Below are 21,438 nucleotides of genomic sequence, written 5' to 3'. Positions count from 1 at the left end.
TAATTCAATATTACTTTCCTACATTTAGTTGGTATACGAACACCAAATGACTAGGAATTTTTATATTACACTACTGTTTTGTCTTACGTTTTCTCTAGCGTTTTCCCAAGATTTTATTATTAATGGTGTAGTAGTAGATGACAATCAAAACCCAGTTGTTTTAGCGAATGTAATTTTACTAACTGGCGAAGGTGAGTTCATTAAAGGCACGGTTACTAATGACCGCGGTTTTTATGAGTTTAAAGCCGTTACTGCTGGCACCTATAACATTGTTGCTAGTTACATAGCAAATACCGTAGAGACCTCTGAAATATCAGTGACCGAAAATATGGAACTTAAGCCCTTAATTCTTCAAAGTGCTCAAGAGCTAGATGAGGTTGTGGTCACTCAAAAAAAGCCGGTATTAGAACAATTGGCAGACCGTCATATTTTTAGTGTTGAAAATACGGCACTATCTGATGGTGATATTTGGGATGTTCTTAAACGCACCCCTGGTGTTATGGTCATGAATAATCGCCTGTACATTAACGGTAGCCCCAATGTAAATGTTATGATCAATGGTAAGCTAGTGAACTTACCAGAAAGCGATATTGTAAATCTTTTAACGGGTAGCTCTGCAAGTAATGTAGAGGCTATTGAAGTAATTACTAGTCCGCCAGCCAAGTACAGTGCTGAAGGCGGATTGCTGATTAATATTAAAATGAAGAAAAATTTGGTTGCCGGTTATAATGGTGCCATTTTCAAAAGATATTCACAAGGGGTTTTACCAAAACACACTTTAGGAACAGACCATTTTTTTAAAGGAAAAAAAATAGATTTCTCTACCAACTATAGCTTTAGCCACAACAGAAACTGGACGAGATATACCGACGTAACAACCTACTTGGAAAACGGACTAGAGAACGAAATTTGGACAGCTGAACAAAAAATAATCGATAAGAAGAAAAGCCACAATATCAATCTCTTTTTAGATGTTCAATTAAATGATAAGAATACTTTAAGTATAACTTCTACCAGTAATTTATCACCGAACGGAAATACAGATTATTTCTCAATTACAGATATCAATACTATCGATGGCGATTTAACTGCTAGACTTGACGGTCTCAACGTTCTAAAAGATGATACATATAACACATCTAACTATTTAGATTGGGTATATAAATTGAATGATAAAGGTGCAGAAATCACTACTAATGTACACTTTACATACAATGATTCTAAACAAAACCAGGTATTGAGCAATAACATTGTACAAGGTTTTACAGATCGTACATCAGAAAACACACTAAATATAGGATCTGATCAAATAATTAATCTTTTTAGCGCTCAAACAGACCTTACGCTACCACTATCAAAACAATCAGGAATGGAAACGGGTTTGAGAGTGGCAACCATTAATTCTGAGGCGAGTATTATACAATCTGGTTTTGATGATTCGGTTAACGGAATAAGCCCTACAGAATCTGGTTTGTTTGATTATGACGAACAAATTTATGCGGGCTATGTCAGCTTAAATAACAATTGGGAAAGTTGGAAGTTAAATATTGGACTTAGAGCAGAGTATACTGACACCGAAGGTAATTTAGACATGTCTGCTTCCCTAAATACAACTTCTTATTTCAACCTTTTCCCTAATATGGCGCTTTCATATAAGAAAGAAAAGAATGCCTTTTATTTAAAATACTATAGAAGAATTACAAGACCGAGATATAGCAGCATTAATCCATTTCAATTCTATTTGACGGCAAATTCTCTTTACGAAGGCAACCCTAATTTAAAACCGGCGTATAGCGATTATGTGCAGTTCGATTATGTGTATGACCGAGATTATAAAGTGGTGCTATTTGTCAACAGAAAATCGAATGAACAAGCGCAACAGATTATTCAAGACAACGAAACCAATACACTTAGAACTCAATTTGTAAATTTAGAAACCAATTATTTTTATGGTATAGACGCAAGTGTGTCGAAAGAACTTACTTCGTACTGGTATCTATATGCCCTTGTTAGCCATTATCGTGACAAAGACAGCTTTATAGACTTGAATACCAATTCAATTGTAGAGAACTCCACTTGGACCACCTTAATTCGTGCCAACAACTACTTTACCCTTCTTAAAGATGAATCGCTCTTTGCTGATGTAACCTTTACGTATTTATCGCCTTATATTAGTGGTAATGCTACATTCGAATCTTTTAGTAAAGTAGGGCTATCGTTTAAAAAAACCTTTTGGAACAAAGACGCAAGTATTTCTTTAGGTATTGAAGATATTTTTAATAATGGAAATACATTTTCAACTAGAAATTATCTGGATCAACAAAACACAACGAGTACTAGGTTAGAAAGCCGATTGCTTGTTCTAGGCTTTAGATATAAGTTCGGCAACACTAAAATTCGCGATAATTCTAAGAAGAAGAATACCGATGAGGGCAAGCGTTTATAATTGCTATGCCATCATAGCGCCGCAAACGCCAAGACTTATTAGGCAATAAACGCCGGCTAAAATCATAAAGACTTTACCTGCTTTTTTCTTTAATGACTAAAACAAATATATCAATCTCTTGTAATAGCCGTTTAAACCCTATTATTAATCCAATACCATTGGTAATAACCTTCCCGTATTTTTATATAACTTTGCAACCCAAAATTAAAATACGCCAGTGCCCAAAATAGGAGACATACAACTGCCTAATTTCCCGTTGCTTTTAGCACCGATGGAAGATGTGAGCGACCCACCATTTCGCGCCCTTTGTAAAGAGCAAGGTGCCGATGTCGTGTATACAGAATTTATTTCGTCTGAAGGATTAATTCGTGATGCCGCAAAAAGCGTCATGAAGTTAGATATTTATGAAAAGGAACGCCCTGTAGGTATTCAGATATTTGGCGCAAATTTAGAGAGTATGCTACAGTCTGTTGAGATTGTAGAGAAATCTAAACCAGATATCATCGATATTAATTTTGGCTGCCCGGTTAAGAAAGTAGTCTCTAGAGGAGCCGGAGCCGGTATATTAAAAGATATCGATTTAATGGTCTCCTTAACCAAGGCGATGGTAGAGCATAGTAGCTTGCCTATTACGGTAAAAACAAGACTAGGCTGGGATGATGATTCTATACGAATTGTTGAGGTTGCAGAACGCTTGCAAGATGTAGGTTGCGCAGCAATTTCAATTCATGGTAGAACACGTGCACAAATGTATAAGGGCAATGCTGATTGGAACCCTATTAGAGACGTCAAGAACAACCCTAGAATGCATATACCTGTATTTGGTAACGGTGATGTAGATTCGCCGGAAGCAGCCCTAAAAATGCGTGATGAATACGGACTAGATGGTGCAATGATAGGTCGTGCAAGTATTGGTTACCCTTGGATATTTAGGGAAATTAAACACTTTTTTGAAACAGGTACCCATTTAGCTCCACCAACTATGGAAGAGCGTGTAAATGCCGCGCGCCGTCATTTACAGATGTCTATAGATTGGAAAGGTGAAATATTAGGCGTTTTTGAAACCCGTAGACATTATACCAACTATTTTAAAGGCATTCCTAATTTTAAGGAGTATCGTATGAAAATGGTGACTAGCGATGATTCTGCATCAGTATTTGCAGCTTTTGATGAGGTCTTGGAAAAGTTTGGGGACCACAAGTTTACTGCTGTTTAAAGATCAACCAATTTTTTATTGATTCGGCTACTTGCAATTTTAGAAGCGATAATACCTAGCACAATAATGGTAGCAAGAACAATGGCAATGTTGATGAACTCAAATTTTACTGGGTAAGCTAACGACGGCGTAATTTTCAACCAGCTAAAAGCAAGTTGCGACCAAACGATTAGCACACCAATTAGCACACCAATAAATCCACCAAAACCGGTTACTAGAATTCCCTGTACAAAGTAAATTCTACGTAATTCTTTAATTGTCGTACCAAGGCTGTACAAGGTTTTTGAATTCTGCTGCTTATCTAAAATCATCATAATGATCGCGCCAACAACATTAAAAAGTGCAATAATAAGTACCAAAGTAAAAATGAGGTATGTAGCAACATTTTCAGTATTCAACATTTTATAGAGCGTACTATTTAGTTGTTGTCTGTTTTTTAATTGTACACCAGCACCAAGAATGGATTTAATCTCTGAACGTACAGCACTAGGTTCAATGCCTTCATCCATCTTAAAATTAATTCCAGAAATGGAAAGCGAATCTTTTTCAAGTAACGCTTGCGTCAATCGTAAATCTGCAAACACATATTTATTATCTAAATCTGCCTCTACAGCATACACTCCGCCAATAACCATGGGTAGTTGATTATAGAGCGTTGATGTGTTCATAGTTTGTGAAAGAGAACCTTTACCAGGTTTAAAAGCATAGATCTGCATTGGGCTACGAAACTGATTAATGGTTACCCCAAGAATATTGGCAATGCCCAAACCAGCTACTACTTGTGTGTCATTAATAGTCCAGTCGCCAATATACAGTGTACTATCAACACCGGTTACTTTGGTGTAATTACTATCAATACCTTTTATGTAGGCAATATGGTTTTTGCCTCTATGTTCAAGAGATACTTTTTCCTCTAGCTCTTTGGAGTAAAATGCTAGTCCGTCTACAGACTGTAAACGTTGTTCTTGTTCAGGAGTAATGGTGAAAATCTTTCCGGTTACGGGAGAAGCTTTTAAATCTGGGTCAAAAGATTCGGTAAACGAAAGGCTAAATGTTTTTAATCCGGCGAAAGCCGAAAGCACAATAAACAGTGCTGCAGAACCAATAACTATAACTAAAAAGGTGATAAAATTAATAATGTTAACTGCGTTCTGGGTGCTTTTAGAACGCACATACCTTTTAGCGATATAGAGAGGAAAATTCAACCGATCAAGATTTTTTACGTTTAGGTAACAAATCTCTGTTTTCTATGGGGTTCTCTTCGCGTTTTAATGACTTTTCAATATTTTCAATGTAATCTAAAGAATCATCAAGATAAAATAACAACTCAGGCACTCTACGTAATTGGTTACGGGTGCGTTGAGAAAGCTCGTGTTTAATAAGCGGTTGGTTAGATTTTATACCTTCCATCAATTCGCCAGCTTTATCATTCGGGAAAATGCTTAAGTATACTTTCGCGATAGATAAATCGGTAGTCACCGCAACCTTAGAAACGGAGATAAGCGTACTTCGTAGTCCGCCATCAATGGCAGCCTTTTGTAGAATATCTACAATATCTTTCTGAATGACCCCAGCTATTTTACGTTGTCTTTGCGTTTCCATACTGCAAAAATACATAGAAATTGTATCTTAACCCCTATATGGTGTACACTGAAGCAAATAAGGCATGAAAAAGATTGAACATTTAGGTATAGCAGTGAAGAACTTGGAAGATTCTAATGCACTTTTCGAGAAATTGTTGGGTGTAGCACCCTATAAACAAGAAGAAGTCGCGTCGGAAGGTGTAATGACATCCATCTTTAAAAACGGACCTAATAAAATAGAACTTTTGGCTGCCACAGAACCAGACGGACCTATTGCCAAATTCTTAGAAAAAAAAGGTGAGGGCATACATCATGTAGCTTTTGAAGTAGAAGATATCGTTGCAGAAATGGAACGGCTAAAGAAAGAAGGTTTTATACTGCTCAATGAAAAGCCAAAAAAAGGGGCAGATAATAAGCTTGTTGCATTCGTTCACCCAAAGACTGCAAACGGGGTGTTGATAGAGTTGTGTCAAGAAATTAGGGAGTAAGCATTATTTTGTTTGTGTCGATTAAAAATAAGTAGTAATATTGCAACCGCAATTCGCGAGTTCTGAAATTGCTGGTTTGAGCACCAGTCTTTATCGATTTTAATCGAAAAAGTTTTACAGAGCAATTTTAGAATTGTTACCGGTCCTATAGCTCAGCTGGTTAGAGCACCTGACTCTCCCGATAGCTATCGGGACAGGTGGTGAAAAAAGAATTGAAATATTGAATTATAACCGGTCCTATAGCTCAGCTGGTTAGAGCACCTGACTCATAATCAGGTGGTCCCTGGTTCGAGTCCAGGTGGGACCACGGATTAAATCCATAACACACTTATTTATAAGGAGTTATGGATTTTTTGTTTTTAGAAATGTACGGTTTTTGTATGGTTTGTTAAATTTCAAATTACGTTTACTGCTAATATATGACTGTCAAAATAAATGTGTTTAAGACTTAAATTTGTGAAATATTATTTTTCTAGCAAGCTAATTATACTGAAATAGGACATTGTCAGTAGCATAAAACATTTTTTCTTGTAAGAATTATCTAAATTCATTGCTTCTTTCAAGCTAAAGATTTCTTGCATGATAAAAAAAAACTTAATAAGTGAAGTAACTACGAAATTCCGACTATTAAAGCAATATGCACACTTTCTATTCTTTTCAAAGAAACTTATTAATAATCGTGTTCGGTCACTTGCTCCTAAAATACTAACGTCCGATGAAGATATTTTAAGAATAAAGCCATATTTGGATAGGATTAAAGAAGCTATAGACAGCAATCAATTGTCCAACATTGCTCTTACAGGTTCATATGGTTCAGGAAAAACTACAATTCTTAAAACTTTTCAAAATATTAATAAACCTGGAAACAAGAACGATTATAAATTTATAAATATTTCACTTGCTTCATTTAAAACTAAAATTGAAGAATCAGATAATATAGAAAGATTAATTGAATTAAGTATTCTTCAACAAATAATCTATCATGTTGACCCAAAAGAAATTCCTGATTCACGTTTTAAACGTATAATTAATATAACTGATTTTAGCCTTTTTTGGTCTATGTTTTGGTTTGTATTATGGCTCATATCTACTATAATCATATATAAATTTGATTATATAGAAAAACTTAATCCTGTTTTTTGGGATTATCAATGGTTAAATATAGATCTAGTTGCTACAGTCCTATTTATATCATTTTTCTTAGGTATTGCCATATTTACAAAAGACACAATCAGAGTCTTAAGTAATTCTAAGATAAACAGAATAAGCCTTAAAGGAGAATTAGAATTAGGAGAAGATATTACGAAATCTATTCTTAATCAGCATGTAGATGAAATTATTTATTTTTTTGAAAAAACAAAATTTAATATCGTAATAATCGAGGATTTAGATAGATTTAAAAACACGGAAATTTTCACCAAACTTAGAGAAGTTAACCTGCTTTTAAATAATTCGAAACTTATAAAAAAACACATAGTTTTCATCTATGGAATTCGTGATGATATTTTTAAAGGAAAAGAAAGAGTAAAATTTTTCGATTACATTATTCCCGTTATACCTTTTATTAATCCTTCAAATGCAAATGAGCAATTAACTACTTTGATAAAAGAGGCAGGTTTAGTGGACTCTTTTTCGCAAAGCTTTATTGAAGAGGTTGTTACCTTTATTGATGACATTGATATGCGACTACTCCTTAATATTTTTCATGAGTATGAATTGTATAAGGATAGTTTAGGAGATGTTTTGAATCAGGACAATCTTTTAGCTATTATAATATATAAAAACATACACCCCAGTGATTTCTCAGATTTAGGGAAGAGAAGTGGTGCCTTGTTTGGACTAATTTCGAATAAAAACAGGTTTGTAGATGAATTGAAATCAAAAATCGAAATTGAATTGATTCAAACTAATGAACGCATCATTGAGGTTGAAGAACATTTTAACCTAAATATAAGGGAATTAAAAGCAGTTTATATTAACTCGATATACAATGAGATAAAGGGAATTACCGAATTACAAATAGCACAGAAATGGATACCCATAGCAGATTTGGCTAACGATGATAATTTTGACCAGATGATTATACAAAATACAGTTAGGTATAGGCATGTTGTTTATAGTCATTCAAACGTATACATTAGAGATAATTCCTTAAAAACGTTTTCTTTTTCTGAATTAAGTAAATCTGTTAATGACCATCAAACTTATATTCAAAGATCGGATTTGGTAAAAGATAAAACGACTTCTAAATTAGAATCATTAAAAGTTCAAGCTCAAATACTTAGAAATGAGATTAATGACATAGAGAGCCTAGAAATAAATGAGATTTTTAAAAGAATAAATATAGAACCGTATCTAAATGAATTTTTTATTCCGCCATTGGATAAATACAATAATCTAGTAAGAAGTCTAATATTGAATGGTAATATCAATGAAAATTATGATGATTATATATCTCTATTTCACGGAATAAACTTGACTAAAAATGATTATATTTTTGTTAGGAGCGTAATAAGTGGCAAGAATTTACCTTTCGATTATAAGTTAGAAAGGTTACAAAATATAATCAAAAAAATCTCATCAATTAGAAATTATAGCAAAAGTGCTATTCTTAATTTTCAATTGATAAACTACCTTTTGAAAAATAAATTCAAATATGAGAGTGAAATTGATAAAATAATGGAACTATTATCAATAAAAGGTAAGTATAATAATGATTTTGTAGATAAGTTCATTTCCTATGAAAATCACGAAGTAGATGTTTTTATTAATTATCTGACTAACGCTTGGACAGGTTTTTGGACTCACATTGAATTGGAAAGTAGATTTCCTAAGAAAAAGATTGATGATTATTTAGTGAAAATACTACTCTATTCTGATTTAAGAGGTATAGAAAAAAATAATGTCAATTCAATTCTTGAAAAATATATTGCTAAAAAGAAAGATTTTTTTAGTCTATTTAAAAATAATTCTGAAGAATCTAAAATAAAAAAGGTCATTAAACAACTGAATATAAATTTTGAGATTATTTCCTACCCACAAAAGGATTCATCAGTTTCTTTATTTGACTACATTTTTGAAAATAATTATTATGATATCAATCATAACAATCTTAAAATTATCTTAGAAAATTTACCAAAAACAAAATCTACAAAAAGCAAGATTATACCAACTTACAAGACAATTATTGATTTTAAAAATGAAAATTTAATAGATTATGTAAACAGTTCTTTGGACTATTTTGTATCCAATGTTCTTTTAAATTTAGATGGAGATTTTAAAGAGTCAGAAAAATCGATGCTACTACTCATCAATTCGAATTCTATATCATTAGAAAACAAGTTGGCTTTATTGCAATTATATCCAGATACCTTTTCAAAACTTTCAGAAATAAATAGTCTTGAAGTAAAAACTAAACTGATTGAGAAATCTGCTATTTTTCCTTCATGGTTAAATGTTTATGATTATTATTTGGCGTGTCAGGAAAACACTTTGAATAAAACGTTAATCGACTTCATGAACCAAAAAAATAACTTTCGGTCACTTGGTAATGAAAATCTTGAAAAATTAAATATTGCTGAGTCATTGAAAAAGGAATTTGCTCTAGTTGTTATATATTCTAATGAATTGTTACTAGAGAGTCATGAAATTGTTAGAGATTTATATTATAGTTCTTGGATTGGTTTAAGTTTTAATGGTCTTTCTTATGATAAGGTGGAATCAATGATAAAAGGAAAATTCATTAAATTATCTTTGGATTATTTTCAAAAGTTAAAAGAAGGCTTTCCTAATTTACATATAACTTTAATTGAATTGAATTTAGATATTTTCCTAAACTCAGCAGAGGATTATAGTCTATTTGAATCAGATTATATATTGTTACTAAAATCTAAAATTTTAGCTGACAAGCAAAAGTCTAATATCATTATAGGATTAGACGATGATTTTGTTCTTGGCAATGATGAATTAGCTAAACTTGCATGTCATATTTATGCAGATACTGAAACATATGGGCTAAATCACTTTTTTTTGGTAGGATTATTTAGTAAAACCGATTCGGTAGTAGATAGATTAAAGTTATTTAATTTCTACTCTCATAATTTAGATGCTTCAAAGGCTGTTGAATTGATAAAAAAATTACCAGATAATTACAACAGAGTTTTGAAGCCAAAAAAGAGAACTAAATTCTTAAGAAATAATTTAAATGAACAATTTGCAAATAATTTGGAAAGGTTGAAAATTATATCATCTGTAACATATAAAGAAGAGGAACTTACTATTAATTCCAAATACTAATAAAATAACTAATTTAGTTACTCTGAGCGACTTTACAATATACTGCAATAGGTTGCGCACCCCGATTCATGTTTTCTTGGCACATTTTTGCACACTATAACATTTCGTCATAGAATTTACATACAATAGAAAATGATTCATAACATGCTTCTACAAACCATTTCCTCAACAACACCCCCATCAGATCACGCAATTAGAAATTAACAATTCTTTTAACACAATCTTTCCTAGTTACATTTACCTAGCTCTCTACTATTTCTTAATTTACTAGTTCAAACAAACTAATTCGAAAAATGACTACAAAAAACTCTTGGTGCAAGGCGGCATTGCTGACCATTGTACTTGCTATTTCGTGCATATCTGTGACGATGGCGCAAACTGTACCTTCTCCAGAAGATGTCTACGGTTTTAAGGTTGGTGCCGACTATAAATTGGCAGATTACAGCCAAATTGAAGACTACCTTTCTAAACTAGACGCTTCTTCTGAACGTGTTAAAAAAGTGGAGATAGGAACCACCGTACTCGGTAGAAAAATGTACATCTTGTTTATTTCTAGTGAGGAGAACCTAAAAGATTTAGATAAGTGGAAAGACATTAGTACTAAACTAGCTCGTGTTCAGGTTTCAAATGATGAGGCTATGAAGCTATCTGAAGAAGGTAAAGCTGTGGTTTGGATTGATGGTGGTATGCACTCTACGGAGTTGGCTCATGGTCAAATGACCTCTGAATTGGCGTATACCTTGACCACTTCTGAAACTACAGAAATGAAAAAAATAAGGGAGAATGTCATTACGATATTGATGCCTGTAATGAATCCTGATGGGTTGGACATTGTTGTGGATTGGTACAAAAAGAATTTAGGTACCGCATATGAAACATCGCGACCTCCAATTTTATATCACTACTACATGGGTCATGATAACAACCGAGACTGGTTCATGAATACCATGCCAGAGACGTATAATGTTACTAAGATATTGTACAATGAGTGGTATCCACAGATTGTGTATAACCACCACCAATCTTCTCCATCTTGGACAAAAATATCTTTACCGCCATATGCAGATCCAGTAAACCCAAGAATTCACCCAGCTATTACTGCGGGTGTCAGTGAATTAGGTTCTGCAATGACCAAACGATTTTCGTTAGAGAATATGCCAGGTGCTATTGCCGATAATTTTTATACGATGTTCTGGAACGGTGGTGGCCGTACTGTGCCTTACTACCATAACATGATCGGAATTTTAACCGAAGTGGGTCACACAAGCCCGACTCCAAGATTTTATGATCCAGAGAAATTACCTAAAACCGTTGCTGGCGGTACACCAACCGATGGTACAGATATCATGTATCCGGACCCATGGAAAGGTGGTGAGTCTCATTTTCGCGATGCGGTAGATTATATGTTGACCGCTACATGGGCAACCTTAGATTTAGCAGCAGATCGTAAGAGCAACTACCTATATAATATTTACAAAATGGGAGCTTCGGCAATTGAGAAGTCAAAAGAAGAAGGTCCGTTTGCTTATGTTATTGGAAAAGAACAGTGGGATGCTTTTGAGTCTGTGAACTTGGTAAATGTGTTGCTTAAGGGTGGAATTGAAATTGAGAAAACCACCAAAAGCTTTGAAGTCAACGGAAAGAAATATGAAAAAGGCGCTTATGTAATTTATACGGCACAAGCATTTAGACCGTACTTGATGGATCTGTTAGAGAAGCAAAATTACCCCACACGTTTTCAATATCCAGGCGGCCCACCAGATACTCCGTATGACTTAGCAGGTTGGACGTTGCCAATGCAAATGGGAATTACTGTAGATAAAATTGCTGAGCCTTTTGAAGTAGAGACAGAAAAGGTTTTAGACGCAGCATCGTATTATGAAGGTGTTGTAAAAGGGAATGCTTCCTTCGGATATTTGCTTAGTGCTAACAGTAATGCATCGGTTATAGTAACCAACAAAGTATTAAAAGCAGGTGGTACGGCATATAAAACCAAAGCATCCTTTAAATCAGGAAAAACAACATATCCGGCAGGTGCTTATATTGTTTCTGGCGGTAGTGCTTCTGTTGAAGATTTAGCTTCTGAATATGGTTTAGAAGTAATAGGATTATCCGCAGAACCAAAAGTAGAACTAACTAAAGTACATGCGCCAAAAGTAGGATTGTACAAATCATGGGTTTCTAATATGGATGAAGGATGGACTCGTTTTATAATGGACGAATATTCGTTCGAGACTGATACTCTTCATGATACCGATATTCAAACAAAAGATTTGTCGCAGTATGATGTATTGATACTACCATCGCAACGACCAAAGTCCATATTACATGGTAATTCCCCGTTAAAAATGCCAGAGAAATTTACTGGTGGTATCGGTTTAGAAGGGTCGGTAGCGCTAAGTAATTATGTAAAAAACGGCGGAACGTTAATAGCGTTCGATGAAGCTAGTAATTATGTCATAGAGCAATTTGGTTTACCATTAAAAGACGCAACAGAAGGTACAGAGAGCACAGAGTTCTTTATACCTGGTTCATTGATTAAAACAGGAATAGATACCACACATCCGTTAGCATTTGGTATGCAAGACACTGTAGCGGTTTCATTTAATAAGAGTCGTGCTTTTGTAATTGATAAGCAAGATAAAAAAGGAGAAGGCGGTACAGAAGATATCAAAGATGCTCCTTTACCAGAAGTTGAGGTTATTGCTAACTATGCAGAAAAAGATTTGTTGATGAGCGGCTGGGCAATGGGCGAGAAAAAATATATCGCTAAAAAGCCAGCTATGGTAAAAGCGAAATATGGAAAAGGCGCTGTAGTATTGTTTGCCTTTAGACCTCAATTTAGAGCGCAACCAAGAGGAACGTACAAACTTATTTTCAACTCCATTTTTGAAGGAGCTGCAGAGTAGTTGTAAAAGGTCTAGTCTAATGTTTATTTAGACAGTTGAATATTAAAAAATACTTTTATAAGTAAATATTCCTACAAATACCATGGTTATTGACTTGTTACAAATATTACGGAAAACCGTAATATATAGACATGCAATATTTTTAATATCGGTTTGTTAAGTATAGACCTAACAAATAAATTAAAACCAAAATCACCATGAAAGCATTTAATCAATTATTATTACTTTCCTCTATTGCAGTTATTAATTTTAGCTGTGAAAAGTCAACCTCAGAAGAGTTTGAAGAAGTTAACGGAAATGTAGAAACAAAGCTTATTAGCTCAATAAATGTAACGTCTGCAGAAGATTCAGAAGACAACGGAAACATTTTATTTTCATACAATAACGATTTACAATTAACCTCTGTCTTTGACGGAACCGACACTACTAATTTTACCTATGAAGACGGAGATTTAAGTAATGTAACCGGTAACGTAGATAACGGTAATGTAGAAGAATTATATGAATCGCCATATGACGCTTTTGAAACCGGACAAATAGAAGAATATGATGGTAATGGTAATCCGTCTGTAATCAAATTTATAGAGTACGATTATGATTATATGACCGGTGAAGAAGAAGTAGTGTATTACACAGCAGAAATCTCTTATGACGACAAACCAAACCCATTTTACAAAACCGCAGAAGCAGCAGGAATGATTGATGTATTAGATCAAATTAAATTAAATTTTGCAGCAGCTCCACAGGCAGAAGAAATTGTAAGAGCAAAAGCATTGTTCCCAAATAACAATCCGTCGCAAATAGTGTACAAAAATGAAGAAGGTGAAATAGAATACACCATTAATATGTCATATACTTATGATGGTGATTATCCAACAGCAGCGACCGTTTCATCCGCATCTGCTGATGGTAGCGATAGCGAAACATACCTAACGACCTTTACTTATGTAGGTGACTAAGCAAATTGAAAAATATTTTAGATATTAGAAAGCAGCCTAAAGGGCTGCTTTCTTGGTTTTTAAGTAGTTTATATGCAATTACATTAAATTAAATTCAAAAACTGATTTCTGTATTTCCTAATAAAATGTTAAATTGAGGCAGCCCTTAATATTGGTATACTAAAGTTCCCCCAGAATTCATTAGTGTTGCTATTTATTATTGGGCTTTTTTTATTGCAGCCGATAAAAAAAAGACTTCTTACCTTACAATTACCTCATTCAGGTAAAAATCAAAAATTAATATTCAACATAATTCATTGACTAGACTGCGTAGCAGCGAAAACTGTAATAAAGCGATTAACTTTAAAAGGAATATAAGTAGCTAAGTTATTTTACTGCTTAAATTCAAAAGAATAATCTTAAATTAGGCAAACACTTAATAAAATGCATTTTTAATAATGGCAAAAATTGAAATAAAAGGTTCCCCCGAAGAGCTTGAAAGAGTAGCCACTTTCTTGGCAAACAACAATATAAAGTTCGACGTTGTTAATGATTATGGTAATCATTCTCTAGAAGATTTAGATAAGTATGCTGATCTTATAAATAAGTTCTCAGCTACTGTGCCTGAAAAATAAGTAACTATATGAAAGGCTTACAAGAGATAAAATCTGAAATTGACCAGTTCGTTAGCACTAACGGAAAAACAGAGCTAGAGGTAGTAGACGCGCTTCACAAATATTACTTTAACAAAGCCGTAACGGCAGAGATAAAACTGTATAAGAAGAAAAAGAAGAAGGTAGCTCAAATAACCAAAGATCTAAAAATATCTCACCGCCGTTTTTATAAAATTTTAGAAGATAAAAAAGTGGAGTTTACTAAATACAATAAGTCTAAAGAAGAAGAGAACGAGCAATAGTATTAATGAAGCTTAAGTAAAGGATTTCTATGTTAAGATATTATCTGTTATTACCCTTTATTTTAAGCTGCTTGTCTACTATGGTTTATGGTCAGACTAATGATATAAATACCACTACTATTGAATGTGATGAAAATGGTTGCAAAGGTTCGTATTATGGACCGGAATTTATAAACGGGTCTGATGTTGCCCATCAGTTCTCCAATACAATGTCGCATAAAGTTGGTGATAAATTAAAAGAATGCTATAACAGCGGCGTTTATATCAAAGTTGATTTTTCAAGTATTGAAATGACCACATTGGGTATGGGCTCAGGTACGGTTACCTATAAATTGATAATTCCTTTTATTTCAGTTGCCGAACCATGCAATGCCTTTACTTCTTTTGACCATGTTGGAGGTTGGAACCATGCCCCGTCATTAGCTACTAGAAAGAAAGAATTAAGCAATGTTTTATTGATTGGTGATGTACTGCATATTAGTGATTTGAAAACCACACCAGAAGGCTTACAGGAATATTGGATTCAATGGAGGAATAAGGCAACACAAGCGAACTGCAATTAAATTTTAAAGTAAAACAATGGCGATAACTAAAAGAGAGCTAGTAATTGCATCACCTTTTTTGATTATTGCCGTAAATTTTGCGGTTGCATTTGGTTTCGGCGAGTTCATGGGAAAATGGGCATTTATACCCATGATTGGTATAGGTTGGGCACTTTGGCTTTTCTTTATTTTTAAATACGGAGGAAAAGAGTCGATCACGAATTGGCTAATGAAAGTTAGGGGAGCCTTCGGTTGGAAATTAATAGCGGTAATTGTCGGATTAATTCCGTTGCCACTTTTTCTAATGCACTATCAATTGCTAGATCATTGGACCATTTGGTTACCATGGATTCTACTTGCATTATTTAACCCTTTTATTGAAGAATTCTATTGGCGCGGACTGCTTTTAGATTATACCAAAACCTGGTCTAATTGGTCTTCAGTATTGTTTACTGGGATTCTATTTGCAATTAATCATGCAGCATTCGGAGTCAACTCCGTCGTCAATAGCGGATTTGAATTGGTAATCTCTACCCTGATTATGGGTATTGTTTGGGCATGGGTTTACAAAAAGACAAACAGTTTGCGTTGGACTATCTTCTCTCATTTTTTGGTGGATTTTTTAGGAGTTTCAACAGCAGCTTTCTTAGATTTATACGAGAAAGGAAACTGGTGATATAAATTTAAGTTATAGAACATGAATCAAGAATCGCTCTCTAAATTGAGTACAGAAGAACTGCTTAAAAAGTATACTGCAGCAAAAACTATAGTTTGGCTTTTAGCAATAGTTTTGATATGCTCTTTAATTTTCTTCATCTATATTTCTATTCGCGATGGATTTACTCCCTTAGTGGCGGTTCCTATTGCTCTGTTTGCCACCATGCCTCTAAATATAAAGAATATGAATGCGCTAAAAAAGGAATTAGATTCCAGAAAATAAGAGTTAAGTTTTTAGCCAATTAATTAGGAATACAAAATTAGAATTATGAGAAAAATATTATCAATTGTTGGAATGGTCATCGCGATAATTGAAATAGCATATAGTTTTGTTGGAGACAGCGATACAGGTCAATTTTTTGGAATTGACATGAATATTTGGGTTTTCCGTTTACTTTGGCTTGCCTTATTTGGTGTGGTATTTAACGGATTCCTTAAAGAAAGTAAGAAGCCACAATAACAATATAATTTGAACAATAATACTTTTTATAGGCTATATGATACATTAAAGCGGTAAAATAGTGTTGTTTTGTTTGTCAAATTAAAATCTCTGTAAACAGTCACCAAGTTTTTCGACTCACACATTACATGAAAAAGCGAAAATTTAAAATCAGTGATATCATATTTGCCGTGTTCATTTTGTTGTTGATCACTCCGCAGACTAGAACACCAATACAGGTAGCCGTCAATAAACTGAAAGTTGCGGTTTGGTCACCCAGTATTAAAGATGAAAAAGACCAAAATGAGGTTGCTCCGTTTCAATATGCCGTTGTTGATTTACAAGGTGAAACTCAAAGCTTATCGGTAGGTAAAGGCAAGGTTGCTTTTGTCAGTTATTGGGCAACTTGGTGTCCGCCTTGTATTGCAGAATTACCAGGAATTCAAGATTTGTATAAAGACTACGGAGACAAGGTCAATTTTATATTATTGACTCAAGAAGAACCAGAAAGAGTACAGTGGTTTATTGAAAAGAGAGGTTATGAACTACCTATATATTTTCCACAAATGCAAGCTCCCGAAATATTACGAGAGAATAGTATCCCCACTAATTATGTAATCGATGCTACAGGAAAAATCATCATAAAAGAAACTGGCGCTGCAGATTGGAATAGTAAAAAAATACGCAAGTTGTTAGATGATTTAATGAAAAATAATTAACCAAGGACTTTTGCGATATAAGCTGCCATAAACTCTTTTTTAGCTAATGCTTTTTCAGCAAAATTAAAGAGACTGTAACAACGATCTAAATTTTGATTCTCGTAAGTGACTTTGTAATATTTGTTATTGTTCAGGTAATCTGTAAGTGCTCGTAAACCATGAATAAATGGCATAAAAACGGTACCTAAGGGTAGACTGTCTTTATCAGCGGCAGTTAAAAATGAACTGTTAGCAGCTAAGCCATCTACAAAAGCTTTAAACAATGATTCATTAAAATTTATAAGTTCGTGGTTCTGCTCATCTTCAGGAGCATTGTTTACTACAGTTCTAATGGCATCACCAAAATCATAGAAGAAATAGCCCTTCATAATGGTGTCTAAGTCAATAAGGCACAATGCTTTATTATTTGATTTAGAGAATAAGATATTATTAAGCTTGGTATCGTTATGGCAAATTCTAGAGGGTAAATTACTAGTATTTAAATATTGAAGTTCTTTGAGAAATAACTGTGCCTTTTTAATGGCGACGCCGGCAATTTCTATTTTTTGCGCATCAGCATTCTGCATTGCTTCTTGAAACTCTAGAGTTCTAAAATCTAGATTATGAAATTTGGGTAGTGTATCATTAAATAGTGCCGTATCTGAATATTGCAAGAGCTGATGAAACTTGCCAATAATGCGTCCCGCTTCAAAGGCAGTTGAGGTTTCGGTAGTTGTATTGTAAGTGGTACTATTGGGTATGTAGGTCATCATCCGCCAGAAATCATTATCCTGAATTAGATGATTGGTTCCTGCGGTTGTATTCAGAAAAGTAATTTGGCTGTAATCCTCTGCTTGAAGGACAGGTAAAGCAAATTGAATATTATCCATCAGAATACCAGCATTTTTAAACACCTGGGTATTTATCTTTTGAAGAATGTATTGTTTACCATCCTCATCCGCAACTAAATACGTGTCATTAATGAGTCCGCTTGTCAAGGGCGTCCAATTTAATGAACTTCCGTTGAGATTAAATTCAGAAAGTATTTTTTGGATGGATTCTTTGGTCATGTTTTAGCACTACGATTCAACGGTTAAAGGTATTGAAACTTAGGCATTGTTTTGAGCAATGGTTATGAGAACCTTAAAGTTTAATTAACAAGAATTTTCTTTATTTTATGCAGTTGGCCTAATAATAATACGATTTGTAAAATAATGTAGTTAGTATCTTTAACAATCAAATTTTCCCCCAAATATGATTACGATTAAAACCTATTTAAAAGTTGCTGTACTGTTTTTTACATCAACGTATGTTCAAGCCCAATGCGAAGTTTTTAAAAGTGAAATCAGCGATGTACATCAGTACATGTCGCAATTTAGTCAGCTCTCAGATTCATTGAGTACCGCTGTTGAGATTGCTTCTTTTGACGCCTCTATAAGTACGGCGCGAAAAAATACTAGAACAGCAATGCTATTAATGGGGCAGGCAGTAAATGCAGCAGATGAAGCTGTAACTTTAGCATCAGAAGCGCAATACGATTCTCAAACTTGTGGTTTAGAAGATGCCATGAGCTATACTATCGATGCCGAAAGACATACTATAGATTCTCGCGATTTTTCAACCGAAGCTTTTGAAAATGTTAAGAATGCTGCTAAGGCGAATAACCTAGGTAACTTACAATTCTACATGCGTAAAGCACAGCGTTTAATGAAAGAAGCACAAAGTTCAGCAGATTCAGCAGTTTATGCAGCGGACAATGCGCATTACAGCTGTAGTCACGACGTTGCCCATCTTAGTTTTGAGAAATAGCCTACTCCTCTTTCTTATTCACCAACCCTTTGGTAAACTCATTTAAGGTTTCGACTTTTTCTTCGAAATCACCTTTTATGGTCTTTCTAAATTCGTTGAGGTTTTTAACGAGGTCGTCTATATTTTCAGGAATAACGTCTTCAAAAAACTGACGTAATCTTTTGGCTGTGGTCGGTGATTTTCCATTAGTAGAAATAGCCACTTTTACATTCCCTTTAGTAACGATGCCACCCATGTAGAAATCACAAAAAGGCGGGTTATCAGCTACGTTTACTAATATTTGCCTTTCTCTACAATGATGATATACCTGTTCATTTACCGGTACATTATCTGTGGTGGCAATAGCGATATGTTTCCCTTTCAAATAAGAAACATCGAAATTCGCCACATTCATTTTAATATCGAATTTATTCGCGAGTGCAATGGTTTCTTCGCGGAACATGGGTGCCACCATTTCTACCTGTGCTTTTGGGCTCGACTTTAATAAGAAAGTCAATTTTTCTAGCGCAACATTGCCACCGCCAACAATTAAAATATGCAGGTTAGATACTTTTAAAAATACGGGGTAAAGCTCATTCCGTTCCATGTAGTGTTTTGTTTTCTTCTGTTTTGTAATTGATGGTAACTCGCGTTCCTTTCCCAATTTCAGAGGTTATAAAAAGTCTGCCGTTAATATAGTCTATACGTTCTTTCATAAAAAACAGACCCATACCACCTTCACTATTATTTTTTGGTAATTGACCAAGAATAGTATCGTCAAAACCTTTTCCGTCATCATCTATAACTACACTCAAAATAGGATAGGAGTAATTTAAGGTAACCAATATGTAATTTGCATCTGCGTATTTAATGGCATTATTTACCGCTTCTTGGGTAACACGATAAATATTCGTTTCTGCTAGAGAGTCGAACCTTATATTGTCGTCAGTTTTGTTTTTAAACAAGATATTTTTTCCGGTCAATTTAGACAGTTCTGTCGTCATTTTATGAATTGCTGGGAATATACCGTGGTCACTCAATTCTGGCGGAGTAAGATTAAAAGTCGCTGTTCTAACTCCTTTAATTAGGTCAGATGTTAATGCTTTTAAATAGGCGATTTTCTCCCCGGTTTTAGCAGTATTTTCAATATCTATAGATTCAATATTAAATTTAAGAGCGGTTAGCATTTGCCCAATACCATCATGAATGTCTTTGGCAATACGCTTGCGTTCTTCTTCTTGACCCTCTACAATTTGGCTTGCCTGCACCTTCTTTTGTTGCATGCGCTCCTCAAAATTCTGCTTGGTCAATTGCTGTACTTTAAGTTGATTTTCTTTACGCTCTGTAATGTCTGAGCATAGAATTAAAATATCTTGCTCTAATGTAGATTGATGCATTGGTACGATAGACATATCCAACCAAATTGTAGCGCCTTTTGTGGTTACCACTTGCAGCTCTTCATTACGCATTACATTTTTTCGATTGATTTTAAACACCTCTTTAAGGTACGATTGCTGACCTTCTTCAATAGTAAGTATTTCAGAAATGGGTTTGTTTACAGGTGCCGTATCATGCCCCAATAAATCTAAAAATTTCTTACTAATGAATACAATGGAACCATCTTTACGAATACTAGCAAATAGTGCTGCATTATCGATCACGAAATTGAGTTCTTGAAGTTCTTTTAAAGAGCGTTCTTTTTCATTGTATAAACTTTGAATTTTATCTAGCTGACCTTTAGACTCCAAATCCTTACCCATTAGATGACCAATAGTATTTTTAATTTGGATGGATAATGGGCGAAAAATAAAAAAGATTTCTAACAGAAGAATCAATAGGGAAAATGCCAATAACCAATACTCTTTTTGCTTTAGTTTTTGAAGTTGTTCATTACTACGGGCATCATATTCGTTTACAATTTGATCCATGATACTTAAAAACGGACGCTCATTTATCAATAAGTTGTTCAGATCATTTTCTTGAACGGCAGTGTTTATGTTTTGTTTGTGTGTTACAAGAATATGTTCAATAGCTTTGACCATCGCCGCATGATGAGGTTCTAGTTCGGTGAACAACAACTGAACCTTTGGGTCATCTTCATAAGGCAGGTTAAAAGAAGCGTCACCTAAGTGAAGGCCAAGGTGAGATTTTTTCCAAACTTCAAGCGTTTTGTCAATTTCAGACAAGACCATTTTTTTTTCCTCGGGGTCTGTAATCTCTTTTAGAAGCAACGTTTCCTTGACTAATTTCTGACTAAAGGCACGTTGTCTACCGGCTACATTTATAAGCTCAGAATCGCCAGATTGTGATTTTAAGTGTAGTTGAATAAGCACTTGGGCAATAATAACGGTAAGAGCAATGGCAGCCAATGCAAACAAGTACCATTTACGTATACGTATAAATGTAGCCGTGTCTAATGGTATATTATGCTCATTATTAGCCATAAAGAAATCGTAATTTAC

General features: G+C 34.2%; 19 protein-coding genes and 1 tRNA gene. 15 read left to right on the top strand and 5 right to left on the bottom strand.

Going from position 1 to position 21,438, the window contains the following annotated elements; all coding sequences use genetic code 11:
- Positions 1–46 precede the first annotated feature (46 nt).
- Complete coding sequence (locus ACPF9A_RS09630) at positions 47–2,446, top strand: outer membrane beta-barrel family protein (protein ID WP_424003906.1); 2,400 nt, start codon at positions 47–49, stop codon at positions 2,444–2,446.
- Positions 2,447–2,663: 217 nt separating this feature from the next.
- Positions 2,664–3,662 (top strand): tRNA dihydrouridine synthase DusB, encoded by a 999-nt coding sequence (dusB, locus tag ACPF9A_RS09625; RefSeq protein ID WP_424003904.1) that lies wholly within the window; start codon positions 2,664–2,666, stop codon positions 3,660–3,662.
- Here the strand turns inward: dusB and ACPF9A_RS09620 are convergent.
- The gene (locus ACPF9A_RS09620) at positions 3,659–4,867 is read right to left on the bottom strand and encodes an ABC transporter permease (protein ID WP_424003902.1); all 1,209 of its coding nucleotides are present in this window, start codon (positions 4,865–4,867) and stop codon (positions 3,659–3,661) included. The genes dusB and ACPF9A_RS09620 overlap by 4 nt on opposite strands.
- Positions 4,868–4,871: 4 nt before the next feature.
- A complete protein-coding gene (gene rbfA, locus ACPF9A_RS09615) occupies positions 4,872–5,264 on the bottom strand; it encodes a 30S ribosome-binding factor RbfA (RefSeq protein ID WP_424003900.1) in 393 nt (130 codons plus the stop codon).
- A 64-nt stretch (positions 5,265–5,328) separates the two neighbouring features.
- Here rbfA and mce point away from each other — a divergent pair, with 64 nt between their 5' ends.
- The 12 genes from mce (at position 5,329) to ACPF9A_RS09555 (ending at position 17,209) form a co-directional block, all read left to right on the top strand.
- Positions 5,329–5,733 carry a methylmalonyl-CoA epimerase gene (gene mce / locus ACPF9A_RS09610; RefSeq protein WP_424003898.1) on the top strand — a complete coding sequence of 135 codons (405 nt, stop codon included), beginning with the start codon at positions 5,329–5,331 and terminating at the stop codon, positions 5,731–5,733.
- Between the two features lie 233 nt (positions 5,734–5,966).
- A tRNA-Ile gene (locus tag ACPF9A_RS09605) sits at positions 5,967–6,040 on the top strand.
- A 272-nt stretch (positions 6,041–6,312) separates the two neighbouring features.
- On the top strand, positions 6,313–10,029 hold the full coding sequence (locus tag ACPF9A_RS09600) for a hypothetical protein (RefSeq protein WP_424003896.1): 3,717 nt from the start codon (positions 6,313–6,315) through the stop codon (positions 10,027–10,029).
- A 293-nt stretch (positions 10,030–10,322) separates the two neighbouring features.
- A complete protein-coding gene (locus tag ACPF9A_RS09595; RefSeq protein WP_424003894.1) occupies positions 10,323–12,938 on the top strand; it encodes a M14 family zinc carboxypeptidase in 2,616 nt (871 codons plus the stop codon).
- A gap of 197 nt (positions 12,939–13,135) precedes the next feature.
- A complete protein-coding gene (locus tag ACPF9A_RS09590; protein WP_424003892.1) occupies positions 13,136–13,897 on the top strand; it encodes a hypothetical protein in 762 nt (253 codons plus the stop codon).
- A 437-nt stretch (positions 13,898–14,334) separates the two neighbouring features.
- Positions 14,335–14,511 carry a hypothetical protein gene (locus ACPF9A_RS09585; RefSeq protein WP_170861923.1) on the top strand — a complete coding sequence of 59 codons (177 nt, stop codon included), beginning with the start codon at positions 14,335–14,337 and terminating at the stop codon, positions 14,509–14,511.
- An 8-nt stretch (positions 14,512–14,519) separates the two neighbouring features.
- Entirely contained in the window at positions 14,520–14,792 is a 273-nt protein-coding gene (locus ACPF9A_RS09580) for a hypothetical protein (RefSeq protein ID WP_424003890.1), read from the top strand.
- A gap of 29 nt (positions 14,793–14,821) precedes the next feature.
- Entirely contained in the window at positions 14,822–15,355 is a 534-nt protein-coding gene (locus ACPF9A_RS09575) for a hypothetical protein (RefSeq protein ID WP_424003889.1), read from the top strand.
- Positions 15,356–15,371: 16 nt separating this feature from the next.
- Positions 15,372–16,010: a CPBP family intramembrane glutamic endopeptidase gene (locus ACPF9A_RS09570; RefSeq protein WP_424003887.1), complete on the top strand. Its 639-nt coding sequence runs from the start codon at positions 15,372–15,374 to the stop codon at positions 16,008–16,010.
- A 21-nt stretch (positions 16,011–16,031) separates the two neighbouring features.
- Complete coding sequence (locus ACPF9A_RS09565; RefSeq protein ID WP_424003885.1) at positions 16,032–16,274, top strand: hypothetical protein; 243 nt, start codon at positions 16,032–16,034, stop codon at positions 16,272–16,274.
- Between the two features lie 45 nt (positions 16,275–16,319).
- Complete coding sequence (locus ACPF9A_RS09560) at positions 16,320–16,511, top strand: hypothetical protein (protein ID WP_324024810.1); 192 nt, start codon at positions 16,320–16,322, stop codon at positions 16,509–16,511.
- Positions 16,512–16,639: 128 nt separating this feature from the next.
- Positions 16,640–17,209, top strand: a complete 570-nt coding sequence (locus tag ACPF9A_RS09555) for a TlpA family protein disulfide reductase (RefSeq protein WP_424003883.1) — start codon at positions 16,640–16,642, stop codon at positions 17,207–17,209.
- Here the strand turns inward: ACPF9A_RS09555 and ACPF9A_RS09550 are convergent.
- Positions 17,206–18,258, bottom strand: a complete 1,053-nt coding sequence (locus ACPF9A_RS09550; RefSeq protein WP_424003881.1) for a phosphotransferase enzyme family protein — start codon at positions 18,256–18,258, stop codon at positions 17,206–17,208. The genes ACPF9A_RS09555 and ACPF9A_RS09550 overlap by 4 nt on opposite strands.
- A gap of 184 nt (positions 18,259–18,442) precedes the next feature.
- Here ACPF9A_RS09550 and ACPF9A_RS09545 point away from each other — a divergent pair, with 184 nt between their 5' ends.
- Positions 18,443–18,997, top strand: coding sequence for a hypothetical protein (locus tag ACPF9A_RS09545; protein ID WP_424003879.1), 555 nt, complete (start codon positions 18,443–18,445; stop codon positions 18,995–18,997).
- A 1-nt stretch (position 18,998) separates the two neighbouring features.
- Here the strand turns inward: ACPF9A_RS09545 and ACPF9A_RS09540 are convergent, their stop codons facing one another.
- Both ACPF9A_RS09540 and ACPF9A_RS09535 read right to left on the bottom strand, forming a co-directional pair.
- On the bottom strand, positions 18,999–19,583 hold the full coding sequence (locus ACPF9A_RS09540) for a precorrin-2 dehydrogenase/sirohydrochlorin ferrochelatase family protein (protein WP_424003877.1): 585 nt from the start codon (positions 19,581–19,583) through the stop codon (positions 18,999–19,001).
- Positions 19,570–21,420 (bottom strand): ATP-binding protein, encoded by a 1,851-nt coding sequence (locus ACPF9A_RS09535; RefSeq protein ID WP_424003876.1) that lies wholly within the window; start codon positions 21,418–21,420, stop codon positions 19,570–19,572. Before ACPF9A_RS09535 ends, ACPF9A_RS09540 begins: the two co-directional genes overlap by 14 nt.
- Positions 21,421–21,438: the final 18 nt, after the last annotated feature.

Source organism: Maribacter sp. IgM3_T14_3 (assembly GCF_049603095.1).
In the GTDB taxonomy this organism is placed as follows: Bacteria; Bacteroidota; Bacteroidia; order Flavobacteriales; family Flavobacteriaceae; genus Maribacter.
This window is presented reverse-complemented; position numbering and strand designations above follow the sequence as displayed.